This is a genomic window from Agrobacterium sp. (assembly GCF_032092815.1).
Lineage (GTDB): Bacteria > Pseudomonadota > Alphaproteobacteria > Rhizobiales > Rhizobiaceae > Agrobacterium.
Map to the genome: position 1 here is coordinate 1 of NZ_DAMDBP010000028.1, position 23,292 is coordinate 23,292.

A 23,292-nucleotide genomic window follows, 5' to 3' on the forward strand; every position below is an offset into this window, starting at 1 on the left:
AATCGGCGTAGCGGGGCTCGGCACTGTCGGCGCTTCGCTTGTTCGCATCATCCAGCAGAGAAGCAACGAACTTGCGATTACCTGCGGACGTGCGATTGAGATTATTGCCGTCAGTGCGCGCGACCGTTCGCGCGACCGTGGCATTGATCTCACCGGTATTACCTGGTTTGACACGCCAGAGCAGCTTGCTGCCGAGGCCGATATCGACGTGTTTGTTGAACTGGTTGGCGGCGCATCCGGTCCGGCCAAGGCTGCAGTGAGAACCGCTCTTGCCCGTGGCATCCATGTGGTGACAGCCAACAAGGCATTGCTGGCCAAGCACGGTGTCGAGCTGGCCACCACAGCAGAAGAGAAGGGCGTTCTGCTCAACTTCGAAGCCGCTGTTGCCGGTGGTATTCCTGTTATCAAGGCGCTGCGTGAATCGCTGACGGGCAACCACGTGTCCCGCATCTACGGCATCATGAACGGCACCTGCAATTACATCCTCACCAAGATGGAAAAGGAAGGCCTGTCGTTTGAGGCCTGCCTCAAGGAAGCCCAGCGACTCGGTTATGCTGAGGCGGATCCTGCCTTTGACATCGAGGGCAATGATACCGCCCACAAGCTCGCCATTTTGACGACGCTTGCTTTCGGCAACAAGATTGCTGCCGACGATATCTACCTTGAAGGCATCACCAATATCTCCATCGAGGACATTCATGCGGCTGCCGATCTCGGTTACCGCATCAAGTTGCTTGGTGTTGCGCAGTTGACGGAATCTGGCATTGAGCAGCGCGTTCACCCAACCATGGTGCCGTTGGATTCGGTGATTGCGCAGGTCGATGGCGTGACCAACGCCGTTGCAATCGAATCCGACATTCTCGGTGAGTTGCTGATGGTTGGCCCAGGTGCCGGTGGCAACGCCACGGCCTCTGCTGTTCTCGGTGATATCGCCGATATTGCCAAGAGCCGTCCGGGCATCCAGCAGGTTCCGGTTCTCGGCCGTCCGGCCAAGTCGCTGGAAAAATACCGTCGCGCCAAGATGAAGAAACACGAGGGCGGTTACTTTATCCGTCTGACGGTTGCTGACCGCGCCGGCGTGTTTGCGAGCATTGCCACCAGCATGGCCGAAAACGGCATTTCGCTGGAATCGATCGTGCAGCGTTCGCGCGCCCAGACGCCGGATGCCCCGCAGACCATCGTGCTTGTTACCCATGCAACAATGGAAGATGCCGTGCGCAAAGCCGTGGCATCGATCAAGAGCCAGGCTTACCTGACCGACGAACCGCAGGTCATTCGTATCGAACGTACGAAAGCTGCCTGAGTCGCACCGCATTTCGGTCGAATTTTAACGTTACCAATGCCCCGTCGCTGGATATGACCACGGCGGGGCATTCGCTTTTACAAAAAGTGAACGGTTTGAGCCCCTTTGGCAGCCTTTGATCGCGCAATTTTGCACTTGCAGCAAATTGTGAGGCTGGCCAAGTGCGTCAAGTGAAGTTACCATGACAACAAGTGAAATCACCAAGCGAGGGAGGCGCAACGTGACTTCAGTTGTCTTGTTTAAGGATATTGGTCCGGTCGAAAAGGCGAGGGTTCACCCTCTGCCCAGCTGTTCCAACGACAATTTCGCCCTTTATGAACATGATGGAAACACTGCTTCACGCAACTGGGCAGCATTGACCATTTTGCTGTCTGTCATTGCCAGCAGCATCGGGGCTTTGGCTCTGCCGATCCTGCTTGCCTGAATAGGTGGCATAGGCAGAATCACATCACATGACGGGCAGAGGCGGCTCGTTCCCGAATGTTGCAAAGTTCTATTTGCAACATTCATTCTTCTGCGCCGATAGGTTGGTCAATCCATCCCGAAGGCCATAATTTTCACGGCTAAGCGCATTCGCAGCGGCGGTTCTGTCGAATTTTCTGCGATTTTTCTACACGTAGCCATGTGACTGTTGCCATGCAGACTTTTGCCCGGCGAGTTTTTCCTGCGCATAACGGTGACCAATAAGGCCACAAGAAACTTTTCCACGCCGTCTTGCTCTTGAAACGCCTGCACGACAAAATAAATGCTCGTCTTGAGACGGCGAAAGCTGTTTATGGTACTCCCTGACGTTTTTGATTTTCAAAGCCCTTGCAGCGGTGATCTGCCGTGGCGAGTGCGGTTAAGAGCAGGATAGTGAATGACGGAACCGGTCGACACCGTGCCGCGTGCATTTCTTGGCGTGGAGCGATCAGTTACCGATCAGCGCTGGGTTTCGAGACTTGATCAGGCCGGGCAGAACCGCGCATTGGCGATGGCGCAGTTGCATGGCATGCCGGAGTTGATTGCCCGTGTGCTGGCCGGGCGAGGCGTGGGCGTAGATGAAGCGCTCGAGTTTCTTGACCCGACAATCCGCTCGCTGATGCCGGACCCGCACACGCTGACCGATTGTGACATTGCCGCCAACCGTCTGGCCGCCGCCATCGAGAATAATGAAAAGATCGCGATCTTTGGCGACTATGACGTTGATGGCGCGTCGTCTGCGGCGTTGATGTACCGTTTTCTCAACCACTTCGGCCTTGAGCCGGAAATCTATATTCCCGACCGTATTTTTGAAGGATACGGCCCGAACCCGGCTGCCATGCAGCAGCTGGCCGCCAATGGCGCAACGCTGATCGTGACGGTCGATTGCGGCTCGACCAGCCATGAATCGCTGCTGGCTGCCAAACAGGCCGGAACCGATGTCGTGGTGATCGACCACCACCAGGTGGGCGAGACCTTGCCGATCTGTGTGGCGCTGGTAAACCCAAACCGTCAGGACGATCTCTCAGGCCAGGGGCATCTTTGTGCCGCCGGTGTGGTGTTTCTGGTGCTGGTGGCAACGCTGCGGGTGATGAAGGACAAAAAGGACCGTCGCGCCTTTACGCTCGATCTCCTGTCCTTCCTTGATATCGTGGCACTGGCAACCGTCTGCGACGTGGTGCCATTAAAGGGCCTGAACCGTGCTTACGTGGTCAAGGGGCTGGTTGCTGCCCGCCACATGAACAATGCCGGTATGGCGGCTCTGTTCAAGACGGCCGGGCTGGGTGGCCCTGTGACGCCATATCACTTCGGTTTTCTGATCGGCCCGCGTATCAATGCCGGTGGCCGTATTGGCGATGCCGCACTCGGCAGTCGCCTGTTGACCATTGATGATCCCACCGGCGCCGAAGCCATTGCTGCAAAACTCGATGAGCTGAACCGTGAGCGGCAGGCCATGGAGGCGGTGATGCTGGCGGAGGCGGAAGCCGAGGCGCTGGCGGAATATGGCGATGGCTCAGGGGCAGGGGTGATCGTCACGGCGCGTGAAAACTGGCATCCCGGTATCGTTGGTCTGCTGGCTTCACGCCTCAAGGACCGGTTTCGCAGGCCAGCTTTTGCCATTGCTTTTAATGCTTCGGGCAAGGGCACTGGCTCCGGCCGCTCCATCAGCGGCTTTGATCTTGGTCGCATGGTGCGCGCTGCCGTTGATAATGGCCTGCTGGTCAAGGGGGGCGGCCATGCCATGGCGGCCGGCCTGACGGTCGAGCGCAGCAATCTCGGCAAGCTCAGAACCTTCTTTGAGGAAAGTGCCGCAAAGGCCATCGCCTCACTGGTCGAAAACAGCGCGCTGAAGATTGACGGGGCGATTGGCGCCTCCGGTGCGACTCTGGAACTGATCGACCGGCTGGAGGCTGCTGGCCCTTACGGATCCGGCCACTCGCAGCCCATCTTTGCCATCCCTGCCCACCGGCTGAAGGATGCCCGCCTTGTCGGTACCAATCACGTCAAGATCACGCTGGAGGCGCTGGATGGCACGCGGTTGGATGGCATTGCATTCCGCGCTGCTGACGCGCCGCTCGGCCAGTTGCTGCTGAATGGCAGAGGTCGCTCTGTGCATGTGGCGGGAACGCTGGGTGCCGAGCAATGGCAGGGCCATCGCCGGGTGCAGATCCGCGTGCTGGATGCCGCCATCGCCACCTGAGCCAATTGAACTGCCCCGGATATATGGCAGCCGTCAGGCGCATTCCTTTAACGCTGGTAAAACATCAAGCTACGCCCGGTGGAAACGGCAAGCGATGAACCGTCGCTTGCCATGCCGCCAGCCTTGCCCTTGCCATCCGTCAGTCCGAGGCTGGATGACACAGGCGTACCGTCGAAGGCCAATGCATAGACCTGTCCTTGTTCACCCAGCAGATAGATTTGCCCATCAACCACGTGGGGTGAACCAACAATGGCGCTGTCCAGCGGGTGGCTCCAGATGTCCTGCAGGTCGAGTTTCTTGAACAGCCACCCCTTTTGCTGAATGGCGACTGCGCGCAGGGCATGATTGTCATCGCAGCAGATCATCTGATTGCCGGCCATCACCGGCCCAGACGTGATCGCTGCGCGCTCTGGCAGGGGCAGGGAGGCTTTCAGTGTGCCATTGGCAGGGTCATAGGCGTTGAGTGCATTGCGCGCGCCCCAGACCAGCAGGCCGTCCACCACAATGGCATTGAAGTGATATTCATCCACCTTGCTGGACCACAACACCTTACCGGTCTGCTGGTCAAGGCAGATGAGATGGACAGTGGAATCACCAAATTTCGATCCTGAAATCACAACGGCCTGAAACAACTTGCCGTCATGGCAAAGCAGCCGGTAGCTGTGACCAGCATTCTCATAAGACCACAACACATCGCCGGTCGATGTATCAAGGCACCAGGTTGTTTTGCCGCCACCGCCGGTTTCGGCAATAAAAAGCCGGTCCCCAGCCAGCACCGGCGGGGTTACGTTTCGGTTGCCGAAGGCACTTGTCCACAAGACCGAGCCATCTGGCGCATAAGCGTGGATGGCCCCGGCGAAACTCGCGACATAGATGGCCCCGCTGTGCGGATCGATCAGCGGGTCGGTCGCCACATGATCAATGGTTTGGCGCCACAGTTCACGGCCGTCAGACTTGGCAAAGCCAATGACACTGCTCTCGAAAAAGCTCTTCTTGTCATAATGGAAAACACAAGCGATTTGCTCGCCACTCATCACAGGCGGGCGGGCAGATACATTCCGCTCCTTGGCGAGCGCAAAACTCCAAATCATCTTCCAATCAGTGGTCATGGCAAAACCTTCTGGATGAATATGGTTGGTTGCAACCACGAACTATCAACAAAGCGGGAAGTTGTGTACCCGCTAAACGCCATGCGGAAAAAGGATAAGGCGAACGGGAGGAGGGCCAGCGCGAAGATGCGCGGAGCGATACAAACGGAAGTGATTTTCTGTTTCGTTCAATATTCAGTTTTTAGGGAGGAGAAGCACAGTGGCACGCCCTAGGGGAGTCGAACCCCTCTTTTCAGAATGAAAATCTGACGTCCTAACCGATAGACGAAGGGCGCGTGCGCTGTGTTGGCGTCCTTATAGTCAGAGCTTTGATTTCCCGCAAGCACCAAATTGCATTTTTTTCCATTTTGCATGTGGAAAAATGCATTTTTTTTCACTTAGTCTTTTAGGTGAGGGAATTGCCGTAAATAGCTGAAATACGCGCAGGAAACCGGCGCGCGAAAACATCATTCCAGTTAAGGAATTGAAGGTCATTTTCAATTTTGGGGGAGGAGCACAGTGGCACGCCCTAGGGGAGTCGAACCCCTCTTTTCAGAATGAAAATCTGACGTCCTAACCGATAGACGAAGGGCGCGTGCGCTGTGTTGGCGCCCTTATAGTCAGAGGTTTTATTTCCTGCAAGCGCCAATTTTCGTTTTTTGCAAAAAAATGACAATGCATTTGATTTTCTTGTGTGTGTTTTGATTTTGATTTTTTAAATCAATGACTTGGTAAATTTCTGTCGCTCTTCGGTGACATTGGTATCGCGTCTGTATAACCACAAACAGGGCAAAAAAAATGGGGCCGAAGCCCCATTTTCATATTTGCAAACCCTAGTGAAGAATCTGGCTAAGGAACAATTTCGTGCGCTCATGCTGCGGATTGTCGAAGAACTCCTGCGGGGAGTTCTGTTCGACGATCTGGCCCTGGTCCATGAAGATCACGCGGTTGGCCACCTGACGCGCAAAACCCATTTCGTGGGTCACGCAGAGCATGGTCATACCTTCTTCAGCAAGGCCCACCATGGTGTCGAGCACTTCCTTCACCATTTCCGGGTCGAGCGCCGATGTCGGCTCATCGAACAGCAGGATTTTTGGCTTCATACACAGCGAGCGGGCAATCGCCACACGCTGCTGCTGACCACCGGAGAGCTGGCCTGGATATTTGTGGGCCTGCTCAGGAATCTTCACGCGCTCCAGAAAGTGCATGGCAATCGCTTCGGCTTCCTTCTTCGGGGTCTTGCGAACCCAGATTGGCGCCAGCGTGCAGTTTTCAAGAATCGTCAGGTGAGGGAACAGGTTGAAGTGCTGGAACACCATGCCCACTTCACGACGCACCTCATCGATCTTTTTCAGATCATTGGTCAATTCGATGCCGTCAACCACGATGCTGCCCGACTGGTGTTCTTCCAGACGGTTGATGCAGCGGATCATCGTCGATTTGCCCGAGCCCGAAGGTCCGGCAATAACGATACGTTCGCCACGCATGACCTTGAGGTTGATATCGCGAAGCACGTGGAAATCGCCATACCACTTGTTCATGCCGACAATTTCAATGGCGACGTCGGTATCGGACACCGTCATCTTTTTAGCTTGGGTTTCTGCCATGAGTTTTTCCCTTATCTTTTATGTCCGGTGTCGAGGTGCCGTTCCATGAAGGCAGAATAACGCGACATGCCGAAGCAGAATATCCAGAAAATGAAGCCTGCGAAGACCAGACCCGTCAACGGTGTTACCGGTGTGATCCATGTCGCATCGCGGAAGTTGAGCTGAACGATACCCAACAGGTCGAACATGCCAATGATCGAAACGAGCGACGTATCCTTGAACAGACCGATAAAGGTGTTCACGATCCCAGGAATAACCAGCTTGATGGCCTGTGGCAGGATGATCAGGCGGGTTGTCTGCCAGTAGCTGAGACCAAGGGAATCAGCACCTTCAAACTGGCCCTTCGGAATGGCCTGCAAACCGCCGCGGATCACTTCCGCCATATAGGCAGAGGCAAACAGCGCAACACCGACAAGCGCACGCAGGAAGTTGTCGATGGTCCAGCCGGTTGGCAGGAACAGCGGCAACATCACGTTGGCCATGAACAGAACGGTGATCAGCGGAACGCCACGGATGATTTCGATGAAACCGACGCACAATGTCTTGATTGCCGGCATTTTCGATTTTCTGCCAAGTGCCAGAAGAATGCCAAGTGGCAGTGACACCGCAATGCCCACAAAGGACAGGATCAGCGTCACCATCAGGCCGCCCCAAAGTGGGGTTTCAACCCGTGCAAGGCCAAATGCGCCGCCATGCAGCAGGTAGAAGGCGACGACTGGGAAGATGATGAACATCAAAACGGCGTTCAGAACCTTGCCCGGAACCTTGGGGATCAGCAGCGGCACGAGCAGTACGACCAGCATGGCCGTGACCAGCAGCGGACGCCATCTTTCATCAAGCGGATAACGGCCGAACATGAACTGCGCGAAACGGTCTTCCACAAAGGCCCAGCAGGCGCCGGTCCAGCCTTCCGGCTGGATGCCGCCCTGAACGACGGTGGCACAGACGGAGCGGTCAGATCCGACCCACGAAGCCTTGAAGAAAAGCCAATCAATGGCAGGCGGCACGATGGCCAGGATGATGCCCACCGCAATCAGCGTCAAAAGCACATCAAGCGGTCCGGAAAACAGGTTTTTCCGGAGCCAGGCCATTGCGCTTTTTTCATCCTTTGGCGGAGGCGCGGCACCGACCATGGTGTCGCGAACGTATTGTAAGTTTCCTGTGCTCATGAGCTTATCTCTCCACCAGAGCCATCTTGGCGTTGAACCAGTTCATGAAAATCGATGTGACGATGCTGATCGAAAGATAGACAACCATCCAGATCGACACGACTTCTACGGCCTGACCTGTCTGATTCAGCGTCGTTCCACCAGTGGCCACCAGATCGGGATACCCGATGGCGACACCCAGCGAAGAGTTCTTCGTGAGGTTGAGATATTGGCTTGTGAGCGGTGGGATGATGATGCGCATGGCCTGCGGCACCACGATGAGGCGGGTGGTTTTGCTGGACTTCATACCAAGCGCCGTCGACGCTTCTGTCTGGCCCTTTGGAACGCCGCGGATACCGGAACGGATGGTTTCGGCAATGAAGGCGGCGGTATAAAAGGACAAAGCGAGATACAGCGCGAAGAATTCCGGCAGGATGGTGCTGCCACCCCTGATGTTGAAGCCGCCGACAACCGGCATGTCGAAGCTCAGCGGAGCGCCGGTTACCAGGAATGCCAGCAGTGGTACGCCGATCAACACGCCAAGACCGGCCCGGAAGGTCGGGAAGGCCTGACCTGTGGCCATTTGCCGTCTGGTTGCCCACTTGGACAGCGCGATAACCGCGATGATGGCAACGGGAATGGCAGCGGCCACCAGCCATGCGCCTTCGCCCCAAACGGGTTTAGGCAATGAAAGACCACGGTTGTTGAGGAAGATGCCAAATGGCAGATCGTAGGATTCTCGCACATTCGGCAACAGCCGCAGAACGCCCGTATACCAGAAGAAGATGACCAGCAGCGGTGGAATGTTGCGAAACACCTCAACATAGACGGTGCAGAGCTTCGCGATCAGCCAGTTGTTGGACAAGCGACCGATACCGACGATGAAACCGATAATGGTGGCAGTGATGATACCGGTAACGGCCACAAGCAACGTGTTGAGGAAACCCACAACAAGTGCGCGGCCGTAGGTGGAATCGCTTGAATAGGCGATGAGCGTGTCACCAATGTCGAAACCGGCGCGGCTGTTCAAGAAGGCGTAACCGGACGCCGTATTGGAGCGCGCAAGGTTGGTTGCCACGTTGTTCGCAATGAACCAGACAACAGAGACAAAGATGATGATCGTGACGATTTGAAAGAAGATTGAGCGGACGAACGGATCGTAAAGGAGTGAACCGGAGGATCTGTTGCCGGACGACGCAATTGTAGCGCTATCTGCCATGTTTGCACTATCCCCATGTGGCCATGTTGGCCATCTTGTTATTGTAAAAGGCAAGGCGGCATGAAACCGCCTTGCCAGAGACGAGGATTAGCGAACTGGTGGTGCGTACTGCAGGCCACCCTTGGTCCACAGGGCGTTAAGACCACGCTGGATTTTCAGCGGAGATGATTCGCCGAGGTTGGCCTCGAAGATTTCGCCGTAGTTACCAAGCGCCTTGACGATGTTGTAAGCCCAGTCGTTGGTCAGGCCAAGGTCGGTACCAATCTTGGAATCAGCTTCCGTGCCGAGGAAACGCTTGATGTCAGGGTTGGTGGTGCTTGCCTTGATCTCATCGACATTGGCCTTGGTGATGCCGAATTCTTCAGCCTGAACCAGTGCGTAGTGGCTCCAGGAAACGATATCGAACCACTGATCGTCACCCTGACGAACAGCTGGTCCAAGTGGCTCCTTGGAAATGATTTCAGGAAGAACAATGTGGTCATCCGGGTTTGGCAGGCCAAGACGGACGGAATACAGACCGGACTGGTCCGTGGTGTAGACGTCGCAACGGCCAGCGGCGTAAGCAGCGTTCACTTCTTCGAACTTTTCAAACACAACCGGGTTGTACTGCAGGTTGTTGGCCTTGAAGTAGTCGGCAAGGTTGAGTTCCGTTGTTGTACCGGACTGAACGCAAACAGCTGCACCGGACAGCTCGAGCGCAGACTTCACGTTGAGGCTCTTTGGAACCATGAAGCCCTGGCCGTCATAGTAGTTGACGGTACGGAAGTTGAAGCCGAGTGCTGTATCGCGGCTGATCGTCCATGTTGTGTTACGGAACAGAACGTCGCCTTCACCGGACTGCAGGGCAGGGAAGCGTGTCTGGCCTGTTGTCGGAGTAAACTTTACCTTTGTCGGATCGTTGAAGATCGCAACCGCTACAGCGCGGCAGAAATCAATGTCGAAACCTGTCCAGTTACCGCTGGCATCCGGGGAAGCAAAGCCCGGAAGACCTGTGTTCACGACGCATTGTACGAAGCCCTTGGCCTTCACGTCGTCCAGTGTTGCAGCCGACGCCGCCGAACCTGCACCCAGCGCAGCTGTGCCGATAATGGCTGACAGAATTGCCTTTTTCATATTTTCCCAACCTTTGTTTATTATTTAATCGATTTAGAAAGGGCGAATACAATTATTTCTCTGTATTTCTCCCTCTCCGCATCACCTCCCGGTGCGCATGACCATCACAATCATTATTGCCGTCATGGTCAAGTCTTGAGCTCGATAAAATTGCCTAAAAAAGAGATTTTTCAGCTTGATGACTTTCAATGAAGCAATTGTATAAATTATAGGCGGCTGCTGGGCAAAAATATCGCGTCAAATGGCGAGCCCTTGATAAGCTGTTCTTCGGAGGGTTGACCTCACGGCTGCAGCCTAGCATGTTCACTCAACAATCCTATCAGTGAGTGATCATCCCGAAATGACAAACAAAAATCTTCTGCTTTCCGGTGCGGGCGACAATACACGTCTGGCTCATCTGGGAAATAACCCTTCCGACTACTATGGCTTTGTAAATCCACCCGTTGTTCGGGCATCGACCGTTCTTTTTCCTGATGCGCAGGCCATGGCGGAAGGCAAGCAGAAATATACCTACGGCACACATGGCACTCCCACCACCGATGCGCTTTGTGAAGCAATCAACGAGCTGGATGGTGCTGCCGGCACGATTCTGGTCCCGTCTGGGCTGGCTGCAATCACCGTGCCATTCCTGGCTTATCTGTCGCCGGGCGACCACGCACTGATTGTTGATTCTGTCTATTTTCCAACCCGCCGTTTCTGCAACACCATGCTGAAGCGCATGGGTGTAGAGGTCGATTATTACGACCCGCTGGTCGGGGCAGGGATCGAGGCGCTGATCAAGCCGAACACCAAGCTGGTGCATCTGGAAGCACCGGGTTCCAACACCTTTGAAATGCAGGACGTGTCGGTCATTTCGGCGATTGCCCACAAACATGGCTGCGTCGTCACCATGGACAACACCTGGGCAACGCCGCTTTATTTCAAGCCTCTCGACCATGGTGTGGATGTTACCATTCATGCCGCGACGAAATATCCTTCTGGCCATTCCGATCTGCTGATGGGCTTTGTGTCGGCCAACAAGGACCATTGGGATACGCTGAACGAAGCCAACATGCTGCTGGGTCTGTGTGCTGCACCGGATGATTCCTATCAGATCCTGCGTGGTCTGCGCACCATGGGTGTGCGCCTGGAGCGCCACCAGCAGAGCGCTCTTGCCATTGCCGAATGGCTGGAAAACCGCGATGACGTGGCACGTGTGCTGCATCCGGCCCTGCCAAGCTTCCCTGGCCATGACATCTGGAAGCGCGATTTCAAGGGCGCAAGCGGCGTGTTCTCCTTTGTGCTCAAGGCGGATGCAGAACAGTTCAAGGCAAAGTCCCATGCTTTCCTGAACGCCCTGAAGCTGTTTGGTCTTGGGTATTCCTGGGGCGGTTATGAAAGCCTTGCCGTATCGGTTGGCCTCTCTGACCGTGTTATTGCCAAGGCGCCGGGCGAAGGTCCGGTCATTCGCCTGCAGATCGGCCTCGAAGATGTGGCGGATATCCGCAAGGATCTGGAAGAAGGTTTCAAGGCAGCAAGCGCTGCCTGATTTTACCACTTCGTAAGCTTAAAAAGCGCCGCCATTGCTGGTGGCGCTTTTCTCATTCTTAAGGTTAGTCGCACAACACGAGAGACAAAGGCCGCGTCTCCGGCTCACCCTTTGGCGTGATAACCGTAGAGCCAGTCCATGTCGGCCGCGAAGGATTGCGGTGAGCGCAGCTTGAACAGCATGTTGCGGCCAAGTTTGAACGGACCGCTTGCGTGATAGGCGAATCGGTTCAGCTGGGCGCGCTTGCGTGCCTTGGCAATGCGCGGAAGCCGTAAGGCGTCAAAAGCTGCAAGCCCTTTCGCCAGATCGGCTGTCGCCATCACTTGCCCCACCAGTTCATAGGCATCTTCAATCGCCATGGCCGCGCCCTGTGCCGCAAACGGCATCATTGCATGGGCCGCATCACCAATCAGCACCGTGTTCTGGCCATTGTGCCAGCGTCCCTCATTCAGCTGGTAAAGCGGCCAGAAATTGGGGTTTTCGGCTTTTGTTAGCAGTTCGCGGATGTGCGGATGCCAGTTGCCGAACTGGCGAAGCAGCATCTCTTTCTGCTGGCCCGTCGACTCCGCTTTCCAGGTCTGGCCGGGGTCCGCACCGATCGAAATCGCCACGATATTATAGGCAGCCACTTCTTTCAGCGGGTAGGCAACAATGTGCCCCTTGGGGCCAAGGAAAGCCTTCACCGACCGCTTGTCAAGAAAGGGCGGTGCGGCATCGTCGTGAATGGTAAAACGCCAGGCAACATTGCCTGAGAAACTGGGTGAGGGGCTGTCGGGAACCGAATAACGCGCGCAGGACCACACACCGTCCGCACCCACAATCAGATCATGATCGGCAAAGGTAATGGCGGAGATATCAGTCTTGCGAACCGTTTCCAGCCGCTTCCCAAGATGCAGGTGGCACAAGGGATTGCTGACCACGGCTTTCAACAGCGCCTGTTGCAATGTCGCGCGGTGCAAAACACCATAAGGTGCGCCCCAGCGTGATCTGGCAAGCTCACGCATCGGCAGTGCCATCAAGGTGTCGAGAGATTGGCCCGACGTCAGGTCGACGCTGTCCGGCTCGATCCACAGTGGTTCGATGCTGTCCAGCACACCAAGGTCAGACAGAATGCGCGAGGCGTTTGGGGAGATCTGCAATCCGGCCCCCACCTCGGTGAGGTGATGGGCCTGTTCGATAATATGCGAACTTACCCCGTAACGAGCAAAAGAAAGAGCAGCGGTCAAACCGGCGATGCCGGCACCGACAATGGCTACAGATTTTACGGGCATAAATGCGCCGATCAGAAATAGAGGAAAGCTGTCAGGCCGCCTTCACGTGAAAGACACAGCCCGGTGGGTTGGTTTGTTCAGCCTTGAGCGACGGGTTGTAACGGAAAAGGGTCGAGCAATAAGAACAGACCTTTTCATTGTCGTCGCCCATGTCGATGAAGATATGGGGATGGTCGTAAGGAACGGAAGCGCCCGTGCACATGAATTCCTTGACGCCGATTTCGATCATGCTGTGACCGCCATCGTTCTGGAAGTGAGGAATAGTGTGATGACCGGCCATGCGGATCTCCAAATGCTGTATATAGGTTGAAGCCTTGACTGCTTTGGCATGATATCTAGCGATAAATGAAGTCAACCTCCACAGAAATCGAAACATATCAGGGTTCAACCTTCAGGATTCATGACATAAGGTCCGCAAAAAAGGATGTCCTTGATGAATCTCAATAGCCCCGATTTTTCTTTTTATCAGCGTGACGGCCTCAAACTGGCCTATTTTGATGAGGGCGATCCCTCCGGTGAGCCGGTTCTGCTGATCCACGGTTTTGCATCCACCGCCAGTGTGAACTGGGTGCATCCCGGCTGGTTGAAGACATTGGGCACAGCCGGATACCGGGTGATTGCGATTGATAATCGCGGCCATGGCCAGAGCGACAAGCCGCATGATTCAGAGGCCTATTATCCACCTGTTATGGCAGAAGATGCCATTGGCCTGCTCAACCATCTCGGCATTCCTGAGGCCCATGTCATGGGTTACTCCATGGGGGCGCGCATTTCGGCCTTTCTGGCGCTTGCCCATCCAGAACGGGTGCGTTCGCTGGTGTTTGGCGGCCTTGGCATCAATCTCTGCGATGGTGTCGGTGACTGGGACCCGATCGCCGAGGCGCTGCTGGCACCCTCGCTGGATGGCATTACCCATGAGCGTGGCCGCATGTTCCGCATGTTTGCCGACCAGACCAAAAGCGACCGCATTGCGCTTGCTGCCTGTATCGCCACCAACCGCATTCTGGTGAGCCGTCAAGATGCTGCCAAGATCGATGCGCCCTGTCTGGTGGCTGTTGGCACCAAGGATGATATTGCCGGTTCGCCGCAGGAACTGGCCGCCATCATGCCAAATGCCACCGCTTTGGATATTCCAGGCCGTGATCACATGCTTGCCGTGGGTGACAGAGTGTTCAAGGCGGCCGTTCTGGAGTTTTATGCGGGCCTGTCCGGCAAGGACTGATGTAAGCGGTCCTGGTATGGTCGCCACGGCGTGTTAGCGCTCCTTCATATCAGGTAGAAAAGCTGCGTCGTGCGGGGATCTGATCTGCTCGGCGCATGCAAGAAAGAAATGTTTTGCTTGGGCGTTTGGCCGTCTTGATCTGGCTTTGCGCCTACCCATTTCTATCCGAAACATTTTTCGGTATAAGAAATGTTCTAAGGTAAGAGGAAACCATTATGGTCGTGCGCAATGAAGTTCGCCAACTTGAACAGGTGGCCGTTGTCGATCCAATTTGGGGCAGTCTTCTGAACGAGGCGCGCAGTGCCGCCTCGCATGATCCGTTGCTGTCTGCATTTTTCTATTCGACAATTCTCAACCATCCGTCACTCGAAGCGTCCGTCATTTACCGCATATGTGAGCTGCTCGATCACCCTGATATGCAGGCCGTGCTGCTGCGTCAGACCTTTGAGGAAATGCTGAAGGACTGGCCGGAGTGGGGCACCATTCTGCGTGTCGATATTCAGGCGGTTTATGACCGCGACCCGGCCTGCACGCGCTTCATGGAGCCGGTGCTGTATTTCAAGGGTTTCCACGCCATCCAGACCCACCGGCTGGCGCATTGGCTGTTGAAAAAAGGCCGCAAGGATTTTGCGCTCTACCTGCAAAGCCGTTCGTCGGTTGTCTTCCAGACGGATATAAACCCGGCCGCCCAGATTGGCCGTGGCATCTTCCTTGACCACGCAACCGGTCTGGTGGTCGGTGAAACCGCCGTCATTGGAGACAATGTCTCTATCCTGCATGGCGTTACCCTTGGTGGTACCGGCAAGGAGGGGGCAGACCGCCACCCGAAGATCCGCTCCGGCGTGATGATTGGCGCTGGCGCCAAGATCCTCGGCAATATCGAAATCGGCAGTTGCTCGCGCATTGCAGCCGGCTCTGTCGTGCTGAAACCGGTGCCGCCCAAAAGCACCGTTGCCGGTGTGCCAGCCAAGGTGATCGGGGAGGCCGGGTGTACCGAGCCGTCGCGTATAATGGACCAGGTCATCGGCGCGGATATCTGATCCGCGCACCCTCCATCCACCAGCATTTTTGATGGGCAAGAACAGGTTTTGCGGCCTTTACTTTGACCTTTGTCCCATGCCACAAGCGGCGCAAAGTGAACTGCACAGGAGATAGAGTGTGAAAACCGAAGAGATCAAAAAGCTCGACGCTTATTTCAAGCGCACCTTCAATCCGGAGATGGTGGTCAAGGCCCGTCCGCGTAAGGATGACTCGGCTGAAGTCTATCTCGGCGAAGAATTTCTCGGCGTTGTTTACGTTGACGACGAAGACGGTGATTTGTCCTACAACTTCTCGATGGCCATTCTCGACGTCGATCTCTGATCGGCAATCGCGCTCGGCCTGCTATCGGTTGAGCCATTGCTTTTGACATTAAAAAACCTCCGGTCTTGCCGGAGGTTTTTTTGCTTTTGGGTCTGTCTTTCCACTTATTTTGAAAGTGGTTTTCTCAGGCGGCCGGCCAGATCCTGAATATATTGCCAGGCCACACGGCCCGAGCGTCCGCCACGGGTCGTTGCCCATTCCAGAGATTCTGCCTTCAATGTGTCCTCGTCGATGCCAAGGTCGAAATGCTCGGCGTAAGAGGTGATCATCGTCAGATAGTCGTCTTGATTGCACTTGTGGAAACCAAGCCACAGGCCAAAACGGTCAGACAGCGACACCTTTTCCTCAACCGCTTCGGACGGGTTGATGGCGGTGGACTGTTCATTTTCCATCATGTGGCGTGGCAGCAGGTGGCGACGGTTGGAGGTGGCGTAAAACAGCACATTGTCCGGGCGGCCTTCAATGCCGCCATCGAGCGCCGCCTTCAGCGACTTGTAGGCCGTGTCGTCATGGTCGAAGGACAGGTCGTCGCAGAACACGATGATGCGGTGTGTTTCATCTTTCATCAGGCTCATCAGCGCGGGCAGGGTGGCAATATCTTCCCTGTGCACCTCGACCAGTTTCAGCGAAACGCCGGTTGCGTTGCGCACATCTTCGTGAACGGCCTTGACCAGCGAGGATTTGCCCATGCCGCGTGCACCCCACAGGAGTACATTGTTGGCGGGGAAACCCTCGGCAAAACGCAGCGTGTTTTCGTGCAGGATGTCGCGCACATGGTCAACGCCACGGATCAGCGTCAGCGCAATGCGGTTGGGGCGCGGAACGGGCTGCAACGACTTGTTTTCGGCAGACCACACGAAACAGTCGGCGGCATTCCAGTCGTTTTTAGCCGGTGCCGGGCCAGCCAGCCGCTCAACGGCATCTGTCAGCCGGCGAAGTTCCTGGAGGAGTAACGTTGTAGTCTGGTCTTGGGTCATTCTCTGTCTCACACTGTTTATGCAGGTGTTTTAAGGGGATTTTAAGGTTCGGTAGCATGGCGTTTCGATGCTCGAAAGGTTATGAGGTGCTGAATCGGTACGCAGCATGGCCCATGTCTGTTGCATTCGTGGCGATCACAACTATATTCCGGCGGCTTGAAGCCGGGTGGGTGGAATAGTTCGCCCGTGGATATGAGGAGTTTTATATGTTCATTACTGAAGCCTTTGCCCAGGATGGGGCTGGTGCTGCAACGGGGTTCGGTTCCGGCCTTGAAATGCTGTTCCTGTTTGCACCGCTGATGGTGGTCTGGTACTTTTTCCTGATCCGTCCGCAGCGCGCACAGATGAAAAAGCGCCAGGAAACCCTGAATGCCGTCCGTCGTGGCGACCAGGTTGTTCTCGGTGGCGGTATCACCGGCAAGGTGACCAAGGTTATCGATGACAATGAAGTTGAAGTCGAAATTGCCGAAGGCGTAAAAATCCGCGCGGTTCGCGCTTATATCGCTGAAGTTCGGGTCAAGGGCGAGCCGGTCAAGACCGAAGCCGCTTCCTGATATTTGACACAGAGGGAAGGCGATAACGCCTCCCGACACCAACCTGGTCGAGACCTCTATGCTTTATTTTTCCCGTTGGAAAACCGCCTTTATCTGGCTCGTTGTCGCGATAAGCGCGTTTATTGCTTCTTCTAACCTCTTTTCCGAAGACCAATTGGCGGGCATGCCATCATGGTACAAGGACAACAAGGTTACACTTGGTCTCGATTTGCAGGGTGGTTCTCACATCATGCTCAAGATCGAGCGTTCCGATATCGTCAAGGAACGTCTTGAAACTGTTGTGGGTGATGTTCGTACGCAATTGCGTGAAAAGAACATTCGCTATTCCGGCCTGTCCGGCACTGGTCAGCTCGTTCAGGTGCGCATCACAGATGCCGCGCAGGTGGAAGCCGCAAAGGAAGCCTTGCGTGACCTGACTGTTCCTGTGGCTGCCGGCACGCTGGTGGGCGGCTCCGTGACCGAAGTCTCCATGAGCGATGACGGCAATGGCACGTTGCGCCTCAACCTGACGGATGAAGGTATCGCTCACCGCCTGTCATCGGCCGTGTCGCAGTCCATCGAGGTTGTTCGCCGCCGCGTGGACGAACTGGGCACGACGGAACCACTGATCCAGCGTCAGGGCGATGATCGCATTATTGTTCAGGTTCCCGGTCTTCAGGATCCGCAGCGTCTGAAGTCGCTGCTCAACCAGACTGCGAAGCTTTCCTTCCACATGGTCGATACGACCATGCCAGTTCAGGAAGCGATGAACGGGCGTCCTCCGGCAACATCGCAGGTCATGTATTCCAATGATGACCCGCCAGTGCCTTACCTCATTGAACGTCGCGCGCTTGTTTCGGGTGAAAACCTCGTCGACGCGCAGGCAAGCTTCAATCAGCAGAACAACGAACCTGTCGTAACCTTCCGTTTTGACAGCCGTGGTGCCCAGCGCTTTGCGCAGGCAACCCAGCAGAATGTTGGCCGTCCATTTGCCATCGTTCTCGATGATCAGGTCATTTCCGCACCTGTCATTCGCGAGCCGATCATCGGTGGTTCCGGCCAGATCTCCGGTAACTTCTCGGTGCAGGGCGCCAATGACCTTGCCGTGCTTTTGCGCGCAGGTGCACTGCCTGCAACGCTGACCGTGGTTGAAGAACGTACCGTTGGTCCAAGCCTTGGTGCCGATTCCATCAACGCCGGTCTTTACGCCAGCGCCATCGGTGCTGTCGGCGTTCTGTTGTTCATGTTCGTCTTCTACGGCTTCTTCGGCGTGCTGGCCAACATTGCGCTCGTCGTCAACGTCGTGATGCTGCTTGCACTGCTCAGCATTGTCGGATCAACCCTGACCTTGCCCGGTATTGCGGGTATCGTGTTGACCATCGGTATGGCGGTGGACTCCAACGTTCTGATCTATGAGCGAATAAGAGAAGAGGTGAGAAGCGGCAAACCGCTGATCCAGTCTCTCGACCAGGGCTTTACCCGCGCTTTTGCCACCATTATCGACGCCAACCTGACGACCCTGATCGTTGCCGGCGTTCTGTTCTACATGGGTACCGGTCCGGTCCGCGGTTTTGCCGTTACGCTGGGTCTGGGTATCATCACCACCGTCTTTACCGCCTACACCCTGACCGCATGGATGTTTGGCGTGTGGGTTCGTCGTTCACGTCCCAAGCACCTGCCAAAAGGCGTTCGCACCGCGATCTTCGATGGACGTGACTACCCGTTCATGTCGATCCGTCGTTACATCTTCATCTTCACGACGGTTCTCGTTGTTGCCAGTGTTGGCGGGTTCGTCGTCAAGGGTCTTAACCTCGGTATCGACTTCCAGGGCGGTTCGATCATTGAAGTCAAGGCCAAGCAGGGTGACGCTGATCTGGCGGATATCCGTAATCGCCTCAATGAACTGAACCTCGGTGAAATCCAGGCGCAGGGTTTTGGCACGCCGCAGGATGCGCTCATCCGCATCCAGGCGCAGGAAGGTGGCGAGAACGCCGAGCAGTCGGCCATCACGCTGGTTCGTGGCGCGCTTGAGGACAATTACGACTTCCGCCGTGTGGAAGTGGTGGGGCCGGCCGTTTCTGGCGACCTGACCTTTACCTCGACCGTCGGCATCGTGATCGCCATGTTCGCAACCATGGTTTATATCTGGGTACGCTTCGAGTGGCAGTTTGCGCTTGGTGCCATCATTTCCATGGCTCATGACGTGATCTTGACCATCGGCATGTTCGTGTATTTCGGAATTGAATTTAACCTGACCAGTATCGCGGCGGTGCTCACCATCATGGGTTACTCGCTCAACGATACCGTGGTTATCTATGACCGTATCCGCGAAAACCTCAGGCGGTACAAGAAGATGCCGCTGCCGGTGCTGATTGATGCCTCGCTGAACCAGACATTGTCGAGAACCATTCTGACGGGTTTGACGGTTCTCCTGGCACTGCTGGCACTCTACCTGTTCGGTGGCGAAGTTATCCGCTCCTTCACCTTCGCCATGTTGTTCGGTGTTCTGATCGGTGTGTTCTCGTCGGTTTATATCGCCGCACCAATCCTGATCATCTTCAATCTGCGTCCTGACGACAAGGATTCGAAGTCGGACGAACAAAGCGATAGCAAGACACCTGCTGTCGCTGGCAAGGCCTAAGGGCATAGATGATGGCAAGCGGCATTCAGATCCGCCCGGCCCATTTTCCCGGCCGGGCACCCATTGATGCTTACGGCAATGGCGGTTTCCGTTTTGCCGAGATGTCACACCGCGGTTCGCTGCTGTGCCTGCCATCCGGCATCCATGGGTGGGATGCCACTGATCCGAAAAACCTCACGGTGGACCTGTTCGAAAAAGTTTTCGAGCAGGCTGCCGAAATCGGTTTCCTGCTTTTGGGAACGGGTGAGGGCATGCTGCTTTTGCCCAAGGAGCTGAAAGCGGCATTCCGTGAAGCGGGCATATCCGTTGACACGATGAGCACTGGTGCTGCTGTACGCACCTTCAACATCATGTTGTCCGAAGACCGGCCTGTCGCCGCCGCGCTGATTGCGGTCGAGTGAAGCCAGGGCCTTTGCGACAATGGAGCATTCTGGCGTGAACACTCAGGACACAGGCGATATCTGCCTCAACATGCTGCGGGATCTCGACCGCGACAGATATCTGGCATGCCTGCTGTCTCCTGAAGACAAACGTCCAGCTCTCGCTGCCCTTTATGCGTTTAACGCTGAAATCGCCCGCATTCGCGATGCCGTCCGGGAAGCGCTTCCCGGTGAGGTTCGCATGCAGTGGTGGCGTGACCTTCTGGAGGGCAATGCCCATGGCGACAGCCAGGCAAACCCTATTGCAGCCGGCCTGCTGCAATGTGTGGAAACCTACCGTCTTCCACCACAAATATTGATCAACCTGCTCGAAGCGCGGGTATTCGATCTCTATGACGACCCCTTTGAAAACCGCAATGCGCTTGAAGGTTATGCCGGTGAAACCGCCTCGGCCATCATCCAGCTTGCGAGCCTCATTCTCGACCCGCAGGCCGCGGCAAAGAGCGCGGAAGCAGCAGGCCATGCGGGTGTCGCGCAGGCCATGGCCGGCATGATGTTGTTGTTGCCGCTGCACCGCCGCCGTGGACAGGTCTATGTGCCCGTCGATATTCTCTCCGCCGCCGGGCTGGACCGGGAAACCTTTCTGGCCGGTGAGGACAAGGAGCGGATTACCGCTGCAATCGAAATCTTCTCATCGATAGCGCTTGATCATCTTGCTCATGCCCGCAAGGCAAAGCTGGACGCGGCCTGCTTCCCGGCCTTCCTGCCGGTTGCCATTGCCGACACCGTGCTGAAGAAGGCCAAAAAGGCCGGAGCGTCGATTTTCGAAGTGGATATTCAGCCCTCGCTGCTGCGCCGCCAGTGGCTGATGACCAAGTCGGTCTTCCTCAAGCGCTTTTGATGAAGCGTAAAATTCGCACAAGCCTCGCAGTATAGGAACTAGTCGCTGCAATTGGGCGTTTCGTCCTGCAAAGGAGAAATTGTATGAATTGGATCGTCGGGGCGATATTGGGCGTCGTGCTTGTTGTGCTGGGATATTACATCACCCGCATGCGGCGCGCGACCGATGAGGATAACAGCCACGATACAGGGCAGGCCATCATTGATTTCGCACGGGCGTTTCCCACCGAGGCGATCAGAAGCCTGCATATGACCAAGGACGGCAAAGCTGTTTTCGTGCGTCTTCACGACAACAAGGCCGGTTTCATGCGCAATATGGGCTCGCATTACGCCTGCATGCTGATTACGCCGGGTTCCTTGCGGATTGAACATTTGCCGACAGGCGATGGCTTCGCAATCCAGTTTGCCGATGCACCCAAGCATAGCGGCGAATTCCGCTTTCCATCGGCCAGTGAAGCAGCAGATGTTTCCCTGTGGCTGCTCGGCAGCTTTGTCGAAGAAGAAAAGAAACATCCGATTGAAGAGGATGCCGCACCGGCCGTCAGGCATGACACGGCAGAACCTTCTCCATCCGTTTAAGCGAGCTGTTTTGAGACGCGGTTACTCTGCCGCGTCTTCTTCGGGCGCTGGTGCAAAGACCGGCGCTTCGACGCCAAGCCATTCGGCACAATCGCGCAGCGCTCTTGCCGCCATCAGTTGACGCTTCATGATCGTCTTGTCCTTGCCGCGGAAACGCTTGACGCCTTCCGGCTTGACGATCGAACCCGGCTCCAGTTCAGGGAACAGGCCGAAATTCACATTCATTGGCTGGAATGACCGCTTGCCCGGCTCATCATCTGACGCCAGATGGCCGCCGGTAATGTGGTTGAGCAGCGAACCAAGTGCCGTGGTTGCTGGCGGCAGGCTCGGTATCTCGCCCTTGCGTTCAGCAGCCGTGAACCGGCCAACCAGAAGACCGATCGAGGCGCTTTCCACATAACCTTCGCAGCCGGTGATCTGACCGGCGAAACGCAGGCCCGGACGCGACTTCAACGTCAGTGACGGATCAAGCAGGCGCGGAGAATCGATATAGGTGTTGCGATGCAGACCGCCGAGACGTGCAAATTCGGCGTTCTCGAGACCCGGGATCATGCGAAACACTTCCGCTTGAGCGCCATATTTCAGCTTGGTCTGGAAACCGACCATGTTGTAGAGCGTGCCAAGCGCATTGTCCTGCCGCAGCTGCACGACCGCATAGGCTTTGACGGTCGGGTTATGCGCGTTGGTTAGACCCATTGGCTTCATCGGGCCGTGACGCAACGTTTCGCGACCACGCTCAGCCATGATTTCAATCGGCAGGCAGCCGTCAAAGTAAGGCGTGCCTTCCCATTCCTTGAAACCAACCGTGTCGCCAGCAATCAGCGCATCGATGAAGGCATGGTACTGGTCCTGATCCATCGGGCAGTTGATGTAATCCTTGCCCGTGCCGCCGGGACCAACCTTGTCGTAACGCGACTGGTACCAGCAGATGTCCATGTTGATGCTGTCGCGGTGAACGATCGGCGCAATGGCGTCGAAAAAGGCAAGGGCGTCTTCGCCGGTCTCGGCCTGAATGGCAGCTGCCAGATCAGGCGAGGTCAGCGGGCCAGTGGCAATGATCGCCAGATCCCATTCCTTTGGCGGCAGGCCACTGATCTCTTCGCGCACGATGGTGATCAGCGGATGGGCTTCCAGCTCGCGTGTTACCGCTTCGGAAAAACCGTCACGATCCACGGCCAGTGCGCCACCGGCCGGAACCTGGTTCTTGTCGGCACAGGCCATGATCAGTGAACCGGCCATGCGCATTTCGGCATGGATCACGCCAACCGCATTGGCGGTCGCATCATCGGAACGGAAGGAGTTTGAGCAGACCAGCTCTGCAAGACTGTCGCCCTTATGCGCATCTGTGCCACGCACGCCACGCATTTCATGCAGAATAACAGGAACTCCGCTCTGGGCGATCTGCCAGGCAGCTTCCGAACCGGCCAGGCCGCCACCGATGACGTGGATGGGAGAATATTTGTTATCTTGCATCACATACTCACAAAACACCGCGCAAATATGGTCGCGGGCAAAGCCTTCATTGGGGGATTGCTTGAAAAAGCTCCCAAGAGTTTTTGAGTATCGCATCTCTCGTTTGACAGCGCGCTTATCCAGCAACCTTGTTAATTGAGCATTCGCCCACTGCACTATCATGGGGAGGGCAGGCTTCCAATAGGAAGCACAAAAAGAAAACGGCGCCATATGGCGCCGTATCCTTTAGGTTTTCCGTTAAGGGTTCGCCGGGGAGGTCATCCAGCGAAGCGCGCTTGATTAACGG

General features: G+C 55.9%; 21 protein-coding genes and 2 tRNA genes. 12 read left to right on the forward strand and 11 right to left on the reverse strand.

Annotation, left to right across the window (positions count from 1 at the left end; genetic code table 11):
- Window position 1: 1 nt before the first annotated feature.
- The 3 genes from RT613_RS15965 (at window position 2) to recJ (ending at window position 3,965) form a co-directional block, all read left to right on the forward strand.
- A complete protein-coding gene (locus RT613_RS15965) occupies window positions 2–1,303 on the forward strand; it encodes a homoserine dehydrogenase (protein ID WP_313616885.1) in 1,302 nt (433 codons plus the stop codon).
- Between the two features lie 220 nt (window positions 1,304–1,523).
- Entirely contained in the window at window positions 1,524–1,727 is a 204-nt protein-coding gene (locus RT613_RS15970; RefSeq protein ID WP_313616886.1) for a hypothetical protein, read from the forward strand.
- Between the two features lie 435 nt (window positions 1,728–2,162).
- Complete coding sequence (gene recJ / locus RT613_RS15975) at window positions 2,163–3,965, forward strand: single-stranded-DNA-specific exonuclease RecJ (protein ID WP_313616887.1); 1,803 nt, start codon at window positions 2,163–2,165, stop codon at window positions 3,963–3,965.
- A gap of 47 nt (window positions 3,966–4,012) precedes the next feature.
- Here the strand turns inward: recJ and RT613_RS15980 are convergent, their stop codons facing one another.
- The 7 genes from RT613_RS15980 to RT613_RS16010 form a co-directional block, all read right to left on the reverse strand.
- Complete coding sequence (locus RT613_RS15980; protein WP_313616889.1) at window positions 4,013–5,074, reverse strand: PQQ-binding-like beta-propeller repeat protein; 1,062 nt, start codon at window positions 5,072–5,074, stop codon at window positions 4,013–4,015.
- 200 nt (window positions 5,075–5,274) lie between these two features.
- Window positions 5,275–5,349 (reverse strand) — tRNA-Glu (locus RT613_RS15985).
- 224 nt (window positions 5,350–5,573) lie between these two features.
- Window positions 5,574–5,648: transfer RNA gene (locus RT613_RS15990), tRNA-Glu, on the reverse strand.
- Window positions 5,649–5,886: 238 nt separating this feature from the next.
- Window positions 5,887–6,660: an amino acid ABC transporter ATP-binding protein gene (locus RT613_RS15995; protein WP_313616891.1), complete on the reverse strand. Its 774-nt coding sequence runs from the start codon at window positions 6,658–6,660 to the stop codon at window positions 5,887–5,889.
- An 11-nt stretch (window positions 6,661–6,671) separates the two neighbouring features.
- On the reverse strand, window positions 6,672–7,829 hold the full coding sequence (locus tag RT613_RS16000) for an amino acid ABC transporter permease (protein ID WP_313616892.1): 1,158 nt from the start codon (window positions 7,827–7,829) through the stop codon (window positions 6,672–6,674).
- Between the two features lie 4 nt (window positions 7,830–7,833).
- Window positions 7,834–9,027 (reverse strand): amino acid ABC transporter permease, encoded by a 1,194-nt coding sequence (locus RT613_RS16005; RefSeq protein WP_313616894.1) that lies wholly within the window; start codon window positions 9,025–9,027, stop codon window positions 7,834–7,836.
- A gap of 87 nt (window positions 9,028–9,114) precedes the next feature.
- The gene (locus tag RT613_RS16010; RefSeq protein WP_313616896.1) at window positions 9,115–10,140 is read right to left on the reverse strand and encodes an amino acid ABC transporter substrate-binding protein; all 1,026 of its coding nucleotides are present in this window, start codon (window positions 10,138–10,140) and stop codon (window positions 9,115–9,117) included.
- A gap of 340 nt (window positions 10,141–10,480) precedes the next feature.
- On the opposite strand from RT613_RS16010, the gene RT613_RS16015 reads away from it, so the two are divergent.
- Window positions 10,481–11,668, forward strand: coding sequence for a cystathionine beta-lyase (locus RT613_RS16015; RefSeq protein WP_313616898.1), 1,188 nt, complete (start codon window positions 10,481–10,483; stop codon window positions 11,666–11,668).
- A gap of 104 nt (window positions 11,669–11,772) precedes the next feature.
- Here the strand turns inward: RT613_RS16015 and RT613_RS16020 are convergent, their stop codons facing one another.
- Window positions 11,773–12,939 carry an FAD-dependent monooxygenase gene (locus RT613_RS16020; RefSeq protein ID WP_313616900.1) on the reverse strand — a complete coding sequence of 389 codons (1,167 nt, stop codon included), beginning with the start codon at window positions 12,937–12,939 and terminating at the stop codon, window positions 11,773–11,775.
- Window positions 12,940–12,970: 31 nt separating this feature from the next.
- Entirely contained in the window at window positions 12,971–13,219 is a 249-nt protein-coding gene (locus RT613_RS16025) for a zinc-finger domain-containing protein (RefSeq protein ID WP_313616901.1), read from the reverse strand.
- A gap of 153 nt (window positions 13,220–13,372) precedes the next feature.
- Between RT613_RS16025 and RT613_RS16030 the strand changes: the two genes are divergently transcribed.
- The 3 genes from RT613_RS16030 (at window position 13,373) to RT613_RS16040 (ending at window position 15,523) form a co-directional block, all read left to right on the forward strand.
- Window positions 13,373–14,161 carry an alpha/beta hydrolase gene (locus RT613_RS16030; protein WP_313616903.1) on the forward strand — a complete coding sequence of 263 codons (789 nt, stop codon included), beginning with the start codon at window positions 13,373–13,375 and terminating at the stop codon, window positions 14,159–14,161.
- A gap of 215 nt (window positions 14,162–14,376) precedes the next feature.
- The gene (gene cysE / locus RT613_RS16035; protein ID WP_313616905.1) at window positions 14,377–15,201 is read left to right on the forward strand and encodes a serine O-acetyltransferase; all 825 of its coding nucleotides are present in this window, start codon (window positions 14,377–14,379) and stop codon (window positions 15,199–15,201) included.
- A 118-nt stretch (window positions 15,202–15,319) separates the two neighbouring features.
- Complete coding sequence (locus RT613_RS16040) at window positions 15,320–15,523, forward strand: DUF3126 family protein (RefSeq protein ID WP_313616907.1); 204 nt, start codon at window positions 15,320–15,322, stop codon at window positions 15,521–15,523.
- Between the two features lie 104 nt (window positions 15,524–15,627).
- Here the strand turns inward: RT613_RS16040 and RT613_RS16045 are convergent, their stop codons facing one another.
- Complete coding sequence (locus tag RT613_RS16045; protein WP_313616909.1) at window positions 15,628–16,500, reverse strand: ATP-binding protein; 873 nt, start codon at window positions 16,498–16,500, stop codon at window positions 15,628–15,630.
- Between the two features lie 206 nt (window positions 16,501–16,706).
- Between RT613_RS16045 and yajC the strand changes: the two genes are divergently transcribed.
- The 5 genes from yajC to RT613_RS16070 all read left to right on the forward strand — a co-directional run bounded on the left by yajC (window position 16,707) and on the right by RT613_RS16070 (window position 21,533).
- Window positions 16,707–17,054, forward strand: a complete 348-nt coding sequence (gene yajC, locus RT613_RS16050; RefSeq protein ID WP_313616910.1) for a preprotein translocase subunit YajC — start codon at window positions 16,707–16,709, stop codon at window positions 17,052–17,054.
- Between the two features lie 58 nt (window positions 17,055–17,112).
- Window positions 17,113–19,674: a protein translocase subunit SecDF gene (secDF, locus tag RT613_RS16055; RefSeq protein WP_313616912.1), complete on the forward strand. Its 2,562-nt coding sequence runs from the start codon at window positions 17,113–17,115 to the stop codon at window positions 19,672–19,674.
- An 11-nt stretch (window positions 19,675–19,685) separates the two neighbouring features.
- Entirely contained in the window at window positions 19,686–20,075 is a 390-nt protein-coding gene (locus RT613_RS16060; protein ID WP_313616913.1) for an Mth938-like domain-containing protein, read from the forward strand.
- A 70-nt stretch (window positions 20,076–20,145) separates the two neighbouring features.
- Complete coding sequence (locus tag RT613_RS16065; RefSeq protein ID WP_313616952.1) at window positions 20,146–20,955, forward strand: phytoene/squalene synthase family protein; 810 nt, start codon at window positions 20,146–20,148, stop codon at window positions 20,953–20,955.
- A gap of 83 nt (window positions 20,956–21,038) precedes the next feature.
- Window positions 21,039–21,533 carry a hypothetical protein gene (locus tag RT613_RS16070; RefSeq protein WP_313616915.1) on the forward strand — a complete coding sequence of 165 codons (495 nt, stop codon included), beginning with the start codon at window positions 21,039–21,041 and terminating at the stop codon, window positions 21,531–21,533.
- Between the two features lie 21 nt (window positions 21,534–21,554).
- Here RT613_RS16070 and trmFO read toward each other — a convergent pair whose 3' ends face one another.
- Complete coding sequence (gene trmFO / locus RT613_RS16075) at window positions 21,555–23,006, reverse strand: methylenetetrahydrofolate--tRNA-(uracil(54)-C(5))-methyltransferase (FADH(2)-oxidizing) TrmFO (protein ID WP_313616917.1); 1,452 nt, start codon at window positions 23,004–23,006, stop codon at window positions 21,555–21,557.
- Window positions 23,007–23,292: the final 286 nt, after the last annotated feature.

Coding starts and splice junctions, on each gene's coding strand:
- cysE (WP_313616905.1), top strand. CDS start 14,377: ATGGTCGTGCGCAATGAAGTTCGCCAACTTGAACAGGTGGCCGTTGTC.
- yajC (WP_313616910.1), top strand. CDS start 16,707: ATGTTCATTACTGAAGCCTTTGCCCAGGATGGGGCTGGTGCTGCAACG.
- RT613_RS16005 (WP_313616894.1), bottom strand. CDS start 9,027: ATGGCAGATAGCGCTACAATTGCGTCGTCCGGCAACAGATCCTCCGGT.
- secDF (WP_313616912.1), top strand. CDS start 17,113: ATGCTTTATTTTTCCCGTTGGAAAACCGCCTTTATCTGGCTCGTTGTC.
- RT613_RS16020 (WP_313616900.1), bottom strand. CDS start 12,939: ATGCCCGTAAAATCTGTAGCCATTGTCGGTGCCGGCATCGCCGGTTTG.
- trmFO (WP_313616917.1), bottom strand. CDS start 23,006: ATGCAAGATAACAAATATTCTCCCATCCACGTCATCGGTGGCGGCCTG.
- RT613_RS16045 (WP_313616909.1), bottom strand. CDS start 16,500: ATGACCCAAGACCAGACTACAACGTTACTCCTCCAGGAACTTCGCCGG.
- recJ (WP_313616887.1), top strand. CDS start 2,163: ATGACGGAACCGGTCGACACCGTGCCGCGTGCATTTCTTGGCGTGGAG.
- RT613_RS15995 (WP_313616891.1), bottom strand. CDS start 6,660: ATGGCAGAAACCCAAGCTAAAAAGATGACGGTGTCCGATACCGACGTC.
- RT613_RS16015 (WP_313616898.1), top strand. CDS start 10,481: ATGACAAACAAAAATCTTCTGCTTTCCGGTGCGGGCGACAATACACGT.
- RT613_RS16025 (WP_313616901.1), bottom strand. CDS start 13,219: ATGGCCGGTCATCACACTATTCCTCACTTCCAGAACGATGGCGGTCAC.
- RT613_RS16010 (WP_313616896.1), bottom strand. CDS start 10,140: ATGAAAAAGGCAATTCTGTCAGCCATTATCGGCACAGCTGCGCTGGGT.
- RT613_RS16065 (WP_313616952.1), top strand. CDS start 20,146: ATGCTGCGGGATCTCGACCGCGACAGATATCTGGCATGCCTGCTGTCT.
- RT613_RS16030 (WP_313616903.1), top strand. CDS start 13,373: ATGAATCTCAATAGCCCCGATTTTTCTTTTTATCAGCGTGACGGCCTC.
- RT613_RS16060 (WP_313616913.1), top strand. CDS start 19,686: ATGGCAAGCGGCATTCAGATCCGCCCGGCCCATTTTCCCGGCCGGGCA.
- RT613_RS16000 (WP_313616892.1), bottom strand. CDS start 7,829: ATGAGCACAGGAAACTTACAATACGTTCGCGACACCATGGTCGGTGCC.
- RT613_RS16070 (WP_313616915.1), top strand. CDS start 21,039: ATGAATTGGATCGTCGGGGCGATATTGGGCGTCGTGCTTGTTGTGCTG.
- RT613_RS15980 (WP_313616889.1), bottom strand. CDS start 5,074: ATGACCACTGATTGGAAGATGATTTGGAGTTTTGCGCTCGCCAAGGAG.